We start from the raw sequence: 12,156 nt of genomic DNA, 5'->3' as shown, positions 1-12,156 counted from the left end.
CCCAGAGCCTGTTGCCCGGGCGCAAGGCTGCCCGCACGGCAGGACGGCTGCTGGCGTACAGCACCCTTTTGCTGGGCGTCAGCCTGCTGGCCGCCTGGTGGAGCCCGCTGACGCTGGTCGCGGCGCTGCTCGCGCTTCTCCTGCACGAAGGCCTAAGCTGGTACAGCGCTCTGGAGGAGCGCAGCACCAGTCCCAGCTTCGTGCATCCGCCCGTCGGCCGCAAGGTGCTGGCCGTATTGCCGGGCAGCCCGGCACAGGAGCTGGGCATCCTGCCGGGTGAAGTGCTGCTGAAGGTCAATGGTGTCCTGTTGACCGATGCGGCGCAGCTGCATGAGGCGCTGCGCATGAACCCGGCGTACTGCAAGCTGGAGGTGCAGAACCGTGAGGGCGAGAGCAAATACCTGCAGCGGCCGATTTATGACGGGGACCACCATCAGCTCGGCATGATCCTTGTGCCGGAGCCGGATGAGGCGGTAACGGCTGAGGCGAAGCCGTCCAGCATCTTCGGGATTATCGGGATGAAGACGGGAACCCGTACACGCCGCAGAGCGCTGTCAGCAGGCGGGCTGCAGCGGGTAAGTACGGCAGCAGCCCAGCCAAGCCAGCCGGACCTGCCTAAGCAGGAACCGGCAGAGGGCTGATACCGAACAACAACTCCATAGCTATAGTCAAAGGCCAGCTTCTGCGGTACATGCAGGAAGCTGGCCTTTTTTATATGTTATTTACTTCTCCCGCCGGCTTTTCAGATAAAAGATTGCGATCTGTGTCCGGTCACGCAGACCGAGCTTGCTAAGAATATCGGTGATGTAGTTTTTAACCGTTCCCTCGCTAAGGAACAGCTTTCCGGCAATCTCTTTATTGGTCAGTCCTTCTGCAATAGATGATACTACGGCCAGTTCAGCTTTGGTCAGACCGTAAGAGTCAAGCTGGGGCTGCTCCGCTGCCTCAGGCCGTGAAGCCGGCTGCAGAAATCCGGCCATTTTGCGGGCGATGTCGGGGTGGATCAGCATGTTGCCTTCATGGACGGTTTTGATGCCCTGAATAATCCGGTCCGGCGGGATGTTCTTCAGCAGATATCCGCTGGCCCCGTTGCGCAGCGCTTCGATAATGTACTCATCATCGTCAAAGGTGGTCAGCATCAGTACGGAGATCTGCGGATAGGATGTTTTGATGCGGCGGGTTCCCTCGACGCCATCACAGTTCGGCATCCGGATATCCATTAGTACGACATCGGGCTGAGACAGTACCTGGAGCAGTGCGAGTGCTTCATGTCCATCGCCCGCACTGCCTACGACTTCAATCTCGGCATCCAGCCCGACCAGTACCTTCAGACTCTCGCGGATAAAAGAATCATCGTCAACAATCACTACTTTTATCATGAACTATGCGCTCCTTGGATTGGATTTGTTATGGAAGATTCGGCGGCTTATACTCCCCCTGCCGGTAAACCGGCAGCCGGGTGATTACGGTGAACGGCGTCTCCGGGCGCAGCTCCAGTGTTCCGCCAATCAGACGGGTACGCTCACGCATACCTTCCAGGCCCATTCCGCCGGCCCGGAGCCTGCGCAGCTGATCTTTCCCAGGCAGTGCACCGTTGTTGCTGACTTCCATGACAACCTCATGCTCACTGTAGAACATGGAGATCCATACAGCGGTCGCTTTTCCATGCCTCAAGGCATTGGTTAGCGACTCCCGGGCATTTTTATAGAGTACGACCTGAAGGCTGGGATACAGTGCAAAGGGGTAGCCATGTACCTGATACGACGTCTTGATCCCGGTATCACGGCCGGTCTCCTCCAGCAGCTGATCCAAGGCATAAGCGCCTTCAAGCTGTGGAGAGTAGTTCACCTGCCTGATCGCGGCACGCATATCATCCATGCTGGCGGCAAGCTGGTCGCGGATCTGGCTCATCATGTTCATCCCCGTCTCCGGAGCAGCCGGCAGGGTGTGGATCGCGGCTTCAACCATCATTTTGACCCGGATCAGGCGGTGTCCGATATCATCATGCAGCTGGCGGGAGATGCGGATCCGTTCCTCGGCTGTAGCTGCCTTCTCAACCTGTGCGGTGAATTCCAGGAGCCGGTTGCGGGCCTCGTCCAGCTCGAAATGCTTTTTGCGCAGCTCGTCATACAGAAACAGGGTGTCTTCACGTCCGCGTCCTGTCCTGCGCAGCAGCTCATTCAATCCAGTCATGAGCAGGAAGGTGAGGTTCATATAAGCTCTTTCGTACGGTGCTGAGGTGCTGAAGGCGACATTCAGGACAGTCAGATGAAGAAGGGCTAGCAGAATAGGAACCGTCTTCGGCTGAAACCGGGAATAACAGAGCAGCGCGGAAATCGCCGGGAAAATCATCAGCATGCCGTACGTTTGGCACATCCAGGCACTGAACAGCAGTTCAAGAACAACGACCAGAAGAGGCAGTGATTTGGGCAGCCTTGCACCGATCGTTGCGAGCAGCAGCTGCACCAGGAGATAGAAGGTGAATAATCCATAATCGGAGTAGTCGTATACATATATTGAAATGACAGCCGGAACAACAATAAGACCGTAGCGGATTAGCTTCAGTTCTCTGGTCAAGTAAGTCATCCTTTGTATTGAAATATAAGATTACATTCATCTTAGCATATTCCCCTCCCGGTTCAGGAGATGACTTTAGTCACCTAAGCAAATGACTTTACGTACCTTCGGATGCGTCCCGGATGCGCTACAATGGAAACTATAGAAGCGATAAGAACAGGAGAGATGAGCGGATGACTCTTGCGGTACTCAGTGATGTAGTGAAACGGTATGATCAGAAGCTGACGGTTGACCACGTGAATTTCAATATTCAAGAAGGAGAAATATTCGGGCTGCTGGGGCCAAATGGCGCGGGAAAAAGCACAACGATCAGCATGATATGCGGCCTGCTCAAGTACGATTCCGGTGAAATCCGGATTGACGGACTGTCAGTCAAAGATCAGCCGATAGAGGTCAAAAAAAGAATTGGCCTGGTCCCCCAGGAGCTGGCTTTGTATGAAGCATTGACGGCAGCGGAAAATGTGCGATTCTTCGGCAAGCTTTACGGGCTGCGGGGCAGTCTGCTGAATGAACGGACGGAAGAGGCGCTTGCTTTTACCGGCCTGAGCGACCGGGCCAAGGAGAAGCCGTCCACCTTCTCGGGCGGGATGAAGCGGCGGTTAAATATCGCGTGTGCAATCATGCACCGGCCGAAGCTGATCATTATGGATGAGCCGACCGTCGGCATTGACCCGCAGTCGCGTAATCATATCCTGGATTCAGTCAAAGCCTTGAATAAGCTTGGTTCCACGATTATCTATACCAGCCATTACATGGAGGAGGTTGCGGCAATTTGCGACCGGGTGGCCATTATGGATAAGGGGCATATCATTGCCTGCGGCACGGAGAAGGAACTGCGTGAACGGGTCGCCCATGAGGAGAAAATAGTCGTGAATGCCCTGAATATTACACCGGCGCTGATTAATGAACTGGGCAAGCATCCGCGGATCAATCGTGTTGAGGTTGTGCAGGATGCCGTAGAGCTTTATCTGCCGTCTTCGCAAAGTGAGCTGCAGGACATTCTGTTTATTTTCGCTAAGCATGAGGGGGTCATTGTCTCCCTGCATATTGAAGAGCCGGATCTGGAGACGCTGTTCCTCAGCCTGACCGGACGGACCCTGCGGGACTGAGGAAGGGGAGAAGCTGAAATGAATATTTGGACGATTATGACCTATGAGCTGCGCCGGCAGCTGCGTTCGCGCACGTTGCTGCTAAATATGCTTCTGCTGCCGCTGGTGCTGATATTTCTGCTGGGGGCTTCACTCTCGGGAGTTGTCGGGGTTGAGGGCTCGGAATCGGTCGATCTGGTAAAGACGGCTGTAGTGTACTCCTCGGCTGCGGATTCCGGGAAATCTGCAATGCTTGAGGCTTTTGTGAAATCGGATGAGGTTAAGGATTACATTATTCCCGCAGAAGTAAAGACCCGCCAGGAAGCGGAGAGCGGACTACGCACAGGTAAATACGGATATGCAGTCATTGTGCCGCAGGGTTTTGACAACGAAGTTCAAAGCGGCAAAAAGGCGGAGCTGGAGTTCATTCTCGGCAAAAATCATAGTGACAATACCGTTGCAGGGACAGTGTTTGACAATTTTCTTAGCACCATCAATTACAGGCAGGCTGCAGCAATGACGCTAGGACCGGCAGCGATCACGGCAGCAATGCCGGTGGCGGCTGAGCAGTCTCCGGTGAAGCTCGGGGACCTTAACAACGGCGGGAAAACCTACACAGCCTCCCAGTTCTATGCGGCATCCATGCTGCTGATGTTCCTGCTATATAGCGGCCTTACAGTTACTCACTCTCTGTTCAGCGAGAAAGACAGCCACACCCTCTTCCGCATCAACTCCATGCCCGTAAAAGGCTCACAGCTGTTCATCGGCAAAATGCTGGGAGTCGGTGTGGTGACGGTGCTGCAGTGTGCGGCAATTATTTTCTTTACCGATGTGCTGTTCGGTGTCTATTGGGGCAACCGTCCGGGCCTGCTGATGCTGTTCTGCCTGCTGATGATCATTGCCTCGATGACCTTCTCCATTCTCATCTGCATGTTCAGCAAAACAAGAACAAGCGCGATTAATATCATCAACATTGTTACGGTAGTCATGACCTTTCTCAGCGGGGGGATGGCGCCGCTTCCGGATGCATGGGTGAACAGCGTAGGTGCCTTTACAATAAACCACTGGGAGCAGCAGGCCATGATCCGGATGATGCTGCATTCCGGGTTAGGGCAGATTTTACCGAATTTGCTCGTAATGTCGGTTATTTGCCTCGTTTTGTTCAGCGCGGTCCTGTTCACATACCGAAAGGTGGGTTACCATGAATAACATTTTGACGATCGGCTGGAATATGGTCAAACGGACTATCGGCACCCGCAGAGGGATGCTCATGTATATTTTGCTGCCGAGCATCGTGGTCGCGGGAATTATTTCGATTACCGGAGGCGTAGCTGAGGGCTCTGATGCAACCTTACTGTATACCAATAGGGATACCGGCGCCGGAGGGAAACATCTGCTGGCCGAACTGGAGAAAACCGGGGATTACAAGCTGGTGGAGAGCAGTGATGAGGAGAAGATGAAGGAAAGTGTAATCGGGCAGGAAGGAGTGGCCGGACTCCTGATTCCGGCTGACTACACAACGGAATTACTGAACGGCACTCAGCCGCAGCTGACCGTCTACGAGCTGAAAGCATCGGAGGATTCGGTTCTGATCAAAATGAAGGCCGCCGCTATCGCGGGCGAAATGCTGATAACGGCAGGGACGGTGAAGGGGGCCGCCGGTGCGGGGGAGCCTGAGGCGCAGTTTACCACGATTCTGCAGCAGGCAGAGCAGCATAACGTAGGAAGTATACGGACGGATTATGATTTGTATCCCCGGCAGACATTGGGAGTCATAACGGGCATGACACTGATGTTCCTGATGAACCTGGTAACCAGTACAGTGAACTTAATTATGGATGACCGCAGAGGCCGGACAATGATGCGCATGTATAGTGCCCCGGTTCGCGCATATGAAATTGCCTTGGGCAATTTCCTCGGCAGCTTCCTGGTTGGAATCATTCAGATTGCAGTAGTGCTGTCACTGGGCAAATGGGTTCTGCGCTATGACTATGAAGTACCCATGTACCTGTACTTCCTGGTGCTGGCTGCATTTATGCTTGTATCGATGGGCATCGCCGGTACTGTAGCCGGCCTGATCCGCAATCCCCGGAATGCGGGAATGCTGAACGCGCTCATTCTTACGCCGACCTGTATGCTGGGCGGATGCTTCTGGCCGCTCTCCATCATGCCGGAATATATGCAGAAGGCTGCCAATTTCACACCGCAGAAGTGGGCTATCCAGGCGGTGGACATAGCTGCCACCGGCGGAGGCTGGAATGAGCTGTGGCTTCCCTTTGCGGTGCTCGGCCTGATGGCGGCAATTCTGCTGGCCTTCGGATCTGCGACTCTCCGGCCTAATGAGGCAGGTATCAGCGCTTAAGCAGTCAGCCGCGTTCAGGATCATAGTCATGGTGAATTACCGGAGCCTGCTGCTCCTAGTCGAAAGTGACCGGGAGCAGCAGGTTTACTTGCTTATTCTCGCAAAATAGTTGCTAAAGCTGCAATGTAAACGGTATCATAAGAGAGGGCCGCTAAGATGGATTATTCACGCCACGGTATATCAAACCGCGAATACATAGATGAAGTCAACCGGTGCAGGCTCACAGGCAATACAATGGAGATAATTTCGGGAGTTTAGCCTACTGGCTATTGTATTAAAGTCTATGCTCACCATACTTTTAGGAGGTTATGAGATGGAGAACAGCAATAAGTTGGCTTGGACCTGGCGGGTGAAGGAAGAGTGTCTGGAGGAGTACGTGCAGATGCACTTGAATCCTTGGGCGGAGATTCTGGAGGAGCACAGTAAGGCGGGTATTACTAATTATTCGATTTTTCAGAACGGTAATCAATTTTTCTACTGCTTTGAATGTGACGACAAGGAAGCGGCCTTTGCCTACATTGCCCAGAGCGAAGCCTGCAACAGATGGAACGCGATAACCTCGAAGATGGTGGAGGGATCGTTTGATTTCAATGAAGAAACGCCGATGGAGCCGCTTCGTGAGGTATTTTATCTGGAGTAGGAGACTCTTCGGAATAATCAATCGTGTTAAACAAATAGATGCTTTACAAGGAGGAGCCTATACCGGGGCTCTTCTTTTCTTTTGTAAGGACACCTTCAATTTTGCGTTCCTCTGTCCCGGGAGGGGGAAGAACCCCGACCTAAGACGGAGTACGAAACCCTCCGCCAGGCGGTTTTGGCATTAACCAAAAGACACTACACTAAAGCAAGAAAGCGGCAGTTCATACATAACGGATACAGACATAAGAAGCTAAACTAAAATACTGGGGTGGAAGGGGATTTAGAAAATGACGTGGTTAACAAAATGGTCATTCGGCAATAAGGGGGCTGTGGGTCTTCTGGTCGTCATGGCGCTTGTGATGGGAATGCTGAGTTATACTTCATTGCCGATGGAATTTATGCCGGAGGCTGATAATCCGCAGGTGACAGTTACCGTACTGGGCCCGGGCCAGGATGCTCATGCCATGGAAACGAATGTTACGAAGCCGATTGAGGCGGCAACCTCAGCGGTGAAAGGCAAAACCGAGCAAATGTCTACTTCCGGTGACGGGTATGCCCAGGTGGACATTTATTTTGACGGGAAGACCAATATGAAGGAAGCGGCGCAGGAGGTTGAAAAAGCCGTCGGCGCACTGCATTTCCCGGAGGGTGTCATGGACCCCTTCATTATTCAGCTTAACACCTCGATGATTCCTGTCAGCCAGGCGACCCTGTCTTTCGATGAGGGGCTCACTAAGGATAATCTGGCGATCGCCGAGAATACGATTATTCCCGAGCTGCAGAAGATAGACGGAGTAGCCAGTGTAGCGCTCTACGGCAAAACCAGCCCGCAGGTGAATGTGAAGCTTGATCCGCAGGCGATGGCAGCCGAAGGAGTATCCACCGCCCAGGTGCTGGGACTGCTTCAAGGCCGCAGCGTGTCGGCGTCCATCGGTGAGCAGACCATTGGCGGCCAGACAGGCAATGTGAACGTTGTGTCCTCGATTGACAGCATCGATACACTAAAGAAGCTTCCCGTGGCTGCCGGTGTGACTCTTCAGGATGTTGCTGCCGTGGAAGCCAAAGTAGACCAGGAGAGCGTGAGCCGCTCGAACGGTAAGGATGTGCTGTTCGCCGTAGTCACCAAAGAAGCGGGTGCCAATGCGGTTGATGTGGGTGAGAAGGTACGCGATACCGCGGACAGCATTAATAAAAGTGTAAAAAATGCCGAGCTCTCCGTGATCTTCAGCACCTCCGATATGGTGGTCACCTCGGTTAATAGTATGATGCGTGAGGTTCTGCTCGGCGCTTTGTTCGCAACGATCGTCATTCTGCTGTTCCTGCGTAATATCCGGGCTACGCTGATTACGGCTGTCTCCATTCCGCTGTCTCTGGCCGTGACGCTGTATCTGCTTAATGTTTCCGGTATTACTTTGAATATCGTCACACTGGGCGGGGTGGCCGTTGCGGTCGGACGTCTGGTCGATGACAGTATCGTGGTGATCGAGAATATTTACCGGAGGCTGCAGAAGGAGTCCCTTTCGAAGGATCTGGTGATCAGCGCAACCCGGGAGGTAGCCAGAGCGATTACCAGTTCGACGCTTGCCACGGTTGCGGTCTTCCTGCCGATGGGACTGCTGCGCGGCGGCCTGCAGGCCTTCCTGCTGCCGTTTGCCTTAACGGTAACCTATTCCCTGCTCACTTCGCTGGTAGTAGCGCTGACTGTCGTGCCGCTTCTGAGCTCATGGCTGCTGCGCGGCTCCTCGATGAAGGAGCATGAGCCTGCCAAGTGGTTCAGCCGTTTCCTGGAATGGAATCTTCACCGCAAGTGGATTACGCTGACGCTGGGTCTCGTACTGCTTGTCGGTTCGATTGCCGCTTATATCAATATGCCGAAGGGAGCGCTTAATGCTTCGGATGCCAGCATGGTAGCCGTTCAGCTGGTATATCCGAACGATGTGCCGGTAACGGAAGTGCTGGAGAAGGGCAAACAGCTGGAGCAGGAAATGATGGGCCAGCCGCAGGCGGAGACGGTAATCATGCAATCCGGGAACAGCGCGGATTCGGCCAGATGGGGCAGTGTAACCTCGGTGACCCAGGTGGACTATACCGTTATGATGAAGGAGGATGCTGATGCTCAGGCCTTCCTTGACCATATCCGTGGTCTGCAGGACAGCTATGCCGGGGCAACACTGACGGCGAATGAAGCCAGCATGATGGGCTCTACTTCAACGAGTGAATATGTGGATATCGTCGGCGATGATCTCGCCGTAATTAATAAGGTTGCCAAAGAGGCGGCGTCCAAAATAGAAAGTATCGAAGGCGTGGAGAAGGTCAGCAGCAATATGGAGGATACCAAACCGGTATTTGCCTTCAAGGTTGATCCTGCAGTAGCCAACGCCCAGGAAATCTCCATGCAGCTGAGCGCAATGCTTAACCCGGTTCCGCTGGGTCAGATGGAGCTCGATGGTTCTCCGGCGGCCGTATTGTTGGAGCCGGTATTGAAACCACAGTCGCAGGAGGATCTCCAAAAGATCACGATTATGACCTCCGGCGGTCCGAAGCAGCTCTCTGATGTAGCTTCTCTGGAAGTCACAGATCAGCCGGCCATGCTCTATCATAAGGACGGCAAGCCTTATGTGCGCATTACCGCAGAGGTTGATCCGAAGAAAGTGTCGGCAATCGGAGCCGATATCAAAAAGCAGACGGACAGCATTACGCTGCCGGAAGGGGTAAGCTTGTATGCCGGAGGTGCTTCAGCCGATCAGGCCGGAGACTTCAGCGATCTTGGAATGACCGCACTGATCTCCATCGGACTGGTGTATCTGATTATGGTGCTGACATTTAAGACACTGCGTGCACCGCTGGCTATCATGTTCTCGCTGCCGCTTGCGGCCATTGGTGCCATCGTAGCGCTGATTATTTCGGGCGTTACTCCTGACTTCACCGCCTTGTTCGGTGCGCTGATGCTTATAGGGATCGTAGTCACGAATGCGGTGGTACTGATTGACCGGATTAAGCAGAACGAGGAGCATATGCCGATCCGCGCCGCAATTCTCGAAGCAACTGGCACACGGATGCGTCCGATTCTGATGACGGCCATTGCCACGGTCTGCGCGATGCTGCCGCTCCTGTTCGGACATTCTGAGCAGGGAAGCATCGTCTCGCAGAGTCTTGCGATTGTAGTCATCGGCGGCTTAACCGCAGCAACCTTGCTCACGCTGCTGGTTGTACCGGCCATTTATGAGCTGCTGTATTTCCGTAAATCGGCCAAGGAACGCAAGCAGGCTGTCAAATCCGGAGCTGCCGCTTAGGCAAGGCTTGAGAGGTAACTCTGAATATCGCAGTAATGGTAAATAATAAGAGCAGTGCGGAATCTCCGCACTGCTCTTATTTGTTGTGCTTCATACTTGCTTGGGCCGTCTAGTTTCCTGTACTCTCATAACGGGAAAGCCCGAAGCGGAAGATGCCATACGCAGCTGCCGCACTTCCCAGCGCCGCGACAGGAGCGAGCATCCACCAGCCGGACCATTCGCTTTTCCCGAAAATATAGGTTGCCGGGTAAAAGCTGATGAAGGCATAAGGGAGCAGAGTGGAAACGAACACGCGAATGGCCTGCGGGAACAGCGTGAGCGGATATTTGGCCAGGTCAGCCAGATTATGCACCATCAGCGGAAAAGCATTGCCGGCGGTTTTAATCCAGAAGGCGGCCGAATTGGCAGCCAGATTGATCGATACCCGGATAATCACCGCTGTCAGGAGGAGCAGGAGGGTGATGGCGATTTTGCCCAGGGTCCAGTGGATCTGTCCGTGAACCAGCGATTGCCAGATAATCACTCCGCCGATGAGCAGGTTGCCGAGGCCGTTGATTCCGATACCTGTGCAAAAGACCTGCAGTACTACAGGTACCGGCCGCAGCAGATAGCGGTCCAGCTCGCCCATATTTACCAGTCTGCCCATCCGCCAGGTGCCTTCAAAAAATAACGAGCCCACGCCCTCGGTCACAAAAATCATCGCATACATAAACGTCACTTCCCAGAACTGCCAGCCGTTGATGTCGGGAATCCGGTCATAGATCACCCAAAGGAAGACAAAACCCAGCACCTGTGTTAGCGCCGCGGAGCACATTAAGATGTAGAATCCTTGTTATACTCAAGAATGGCTTTGAGCTGCTGCACGTACAGCCTTCTGTACAGATAGAACATTCGTGACACCCGCACCGGTCTTCACTCCTTTCGACTTAGCCTCCATGAATCGTTACCTGGCGGACCGCCCAGTTCCACATCCATTTACCGGCAATCCAGAGCGCTATACCCCAGAAGGCTTGCAGCGCGATCAGCTTCAGACTTTCCATCGTACCGGCCTGCTGCAGAAAAATTATCGTCGGCGTATGAATGATGCTCTGAAACGGCAGCCATAATGCGAGCCGCTCCAGCCAGTCCGGAAAAAAGGCCAGCGGCACAAGCGCACCGGACAACAGGTTAGTGACGGCAATCCGGGTCCAGACGATGCCCATTGAGCCGGTAGACCAGAAGCACAGCAATGCCGCCAGATACACAACGCCGAATTTCACCAGAATCGCCCCAAGCAGGCTTAATGCGAACAGGAAATAGACCAGCAGTGAATGCGGGAGAGTGATCCCGGACAGAAAGGAGGCAAAGAGGATCAGCAGGACGGCGCTCATTCCGCCTTCGAGCAGGCTGGCACCAAGTGTCTCCGAGAAGCGGGCGGTCTGGAAATCAATCGGCTTCAGCAAGTCTACAGCAACACTCCCGTCGAGGATTTTACCGGAGATGGACGTTTCGGAGTACCAGGAGAGCACGGAATTGGCCAGAAAGGTGACCAGCAGATAGGTCTTCATCTGATCCCAGCTATAGCCTCCGACCTCTGCCCGGCCGCTGTAAATCCCTTGCCATAAAAAGTAGATCGCCAGCAGATTCACGGCATTCGCCAGGAAGCCGATGACGTACGAGGTCCGGTAGGCCAGCACATTTTGCAGGGAGCGGTTGGCAATGCTCCTGTATTTCTTCATTTGGATGGCAGACATGACTTTGGCTATACCTCCTTATTTACCGCTTTGATTCAGGTCCAGATTTCCGTCATATACGGCTTTAATCACCTGCTCGATGTTGGCATCTTCCATCCGGAAGTCAATGACCTCCCCATGCCGCATTACCCGGCTGACCACATCGCTGGCGGTATATTCATACCGGTCAAAAGAGACCGAGAACTCCTGTTCATTTTGCAGCTCCAGCTTGATTCCGTCGGTCTGCGCCAGCTGTTCATAAAGCTCCGGCATCGGGGAGCCCACCTGAAAGAAAATCACCCGGCTTTTGGCAAAGCGCGATTTCACCTCACTCAGGCTGCCGTCATAAATAATCGAGCCGTGGTCGATGATAATCAGCCGTTTGCACAGGTCTTCGATATCGCCTAGATCATGGGTGGTGGGCATCACGGTAGTCTGCTGTTCCTGATTGATTTTTTTGATGAATTCGCGGATCTTCTGCTTCA

At 53.7% G+C, this 12,156-nt stretch carries 10 protein-coding genes and 1 pseudogene; 6 read left to right on the top strand and 5 right to left on the bottom strand.

Going from position 1 to position 12,156, the window contains the following annotated elements:
- Positions 1-641: PDZ domain-containing protein (locus AQR02_RS34650; protein ID WP_245237634.1), on the top strand; the 641-nt coding region annotated here is incomplete at its 5' end.
- A gap of 81 nt (positions 642-722) precedes the next feature.
- Here AQR02_RS34650 and AQR02_RS20010 read toward each other — a convergent pair.
- Together AQR02_RS20010 and AQR02_RS20005 are read right to left on the bottom strand one after the other, a co-directional pair.
- A complete protein-coding gene (locus AQR02_RS20010) occupies positions 723-1,379 on the bottom strand; it encodes a response regulator transcription factor (protein WP_054942225.1) in 657 nt (218 codons plus the stop codon).
- Between the two features lie 28 nt (positions 1,380-1,407).
- On the bottom strand, positions 1,408-2,577 hold the full coding sequence (locus AQR02_RS20005) for a sensor histidine kinase (RefSeq protein WP_054942224.1): 1,170 nt from the start codon (positions 2,575-2,577) through the stop codon (positions 1,408-1,410).
- Positions 2,578-2,750: 173 nt separating this feature from the next.
- Here AQR02_RS20005 and AQR02_RS20000 point away from each other — a divergent pair, with 173 nt between their 5' ends.
- The 5 genes from AQR02_RS20000 to AQR02_RS19980 all read left to right on the top strand — a co-directional run bounded on the left by AQR02_RS20000 (position 2,751) and on the right by AQR02_RS19980 (position 9,959).
- The gene (locus AQR02_RS20000) at positions 2,751-3,686 is read left to right on the top strand and encodes an ABC transporter ATP-binding protein (protein WP_054942223.1); all 936 of its coding nucleotides are present in this window, start codon (positions 2,751-2,753) and stop codon (positions 3,684-3,686) included.
- A gap of 18 nt (positions 3,687-3,704) precedes the next feature.
- Positions 3,705-4,874, top strand: a complete 1,170-nt coding sequence (locus tag AQR02_RS19995) for an ABC transporter permease (RefSeq protein ID WP_054942222.1) — start codon at positions 3,705-3,707, stop codon at positions 4,872-4,874.
- Positions 4,867-6,027 (top strand): ABC transporter permease, encoded by a 1,161-nt coding sequence (locus tag AQR02_RS19990; protein ID WP_054942221.1) that lies wholly within the window; start codon positions 4,867-4,869, stop codon positions 6,025-6,027. The genes AQR02_RS19995 and AQR02_RS19990 overlap by 8 nt, the downstream gene beginning before the upstream one ends.
- Before the next feature lie 313 nt (positions 6,028-6,340).
- On the top strand, positions 6,341-6,667 hold the full coding sequence (locus AQR02_RS19985) for an L-rhamnose mutarotase (RefSeq protein WP_054942220.1): 327 nt from the start codon (positions 6,341-6,343) through the stop codon (positions 6,665-6,667).
- Positions 6,668-6,953: 286 nt separating this feature from the next.
- The gene (locus AQR02_RS19980) at positions 6,954-9,959 is read left to right on the top strand and encodes an efflux RND transporter permease subunit (RefSeq protein ID WP_054942219.1); all 3,006 of its coding nucleotides are present in this window, start codon (positions 6,954-6,956) and stop codon (positions 9,957-9,959) included.
- A 109-nt stretch (positions 9,960-10,068) separates the two neighbouring features.
- Here the strand turns inward: AQR02_RS19980 and AQR02_RS19975 are convergent, their stop codons facing one another.
- The 3 genes and pseudogenes from AQR02_RS19975 to AQR02_RS19965 all read right to left on the bottom strand — a co-directional run.
- A complete protein-coding gene (locus tag AQR02_RS19975) occupies positions 10,069-10,749 on the bottom strand; it encodes an ABC transporter permease (RefSeq protein WP_245237633.1) in 681 nt (226 codons plus the stop codon).
- Positions 10,750-10,885: 136 nt separating this feature from the next.
- The gene (locus AQR02_RS19970; RefSeq protein ID WP_054942217.1) at positions 10,886-11,692 is read right to left on the bottom strand and encodes an ABC transporter permease; all 807 of its coding nucleotides are present in this window, start codon (positions 11,690-11,692) and stop codon (positions 10,886-10,888) included.
- A gap of 18 nt (positions 11,693-11,710) precedes the next feature.
- Positions 11,711-12,156 (bottom strand): annotated as a pseudogene (locus AQR02_RS19965) (ABC transporter ATP-binding protein); the annotation flags it as partial.

Source organism: Paenibacillus ihuae, from assembly GCF_001368795.1.
Lineage (GTDB): Bacteria > Bacillota > Bacilli > Paenibacillales > Paenibacillaceae > Paenibacillus_AQ > Paenibacillus_AQ ihuae.
This window is presented reverse-complemented; position numbering and strand designations above follow the sequence as displayed.

Bases quoted from the DNA above. Each gene is read 5' to 3' on its own strand.
- AQR02_RS20010 (WP_054942225.1), bottom strand. From the start codon at position 1,379: ATGATAAAAGTAGTGATTGTTGACGATGATTCTTTTATCCGCGAGAGT.
- AQR02_RS20000 (WP_054942223.1), top strand. From the start codon at position 2,751: ATGACTCTTGCGGTACTCAGTGATGTAGTGAAACGGTATGATCAGAAG.
- AQR02_RS19995 (WP_054942222.1), top strand. From the start codon at position 3,705: ATGAATATTTGGACGATTATGACCTATGAGCTGCGCCGGCAGCTGCGT.
- AQR02_RS19990 (WP_054942221.1), top strand. From the start codon at position 4,867: ATGAATAACATTTTGACGATCGGCTGGAATATGGTCAAACGGACTATC.
- AQR02_RS19985 (WP_054942220.1), top strand. From the start codon at position 6,341: ATGGAGAACAGCAATAAGTTGGCTTGGACCTGGCGGGTGAAGGAAGAG.
- AQR02_RS19980 (WP_054942219.1), top strand. From the start codon at position 6,954: ATGACGTGGTTAACAAAATGGTCATTCGGCAATAAGGGGGCTGTGGGT.
- AQR02_RS19970 (WP_054942217.1), bottom strand. From the start codon at position 11,692: ATGTCTGCCATCCAAATGAAGAAATACAGGAGCATTGCCAACCGCTCC.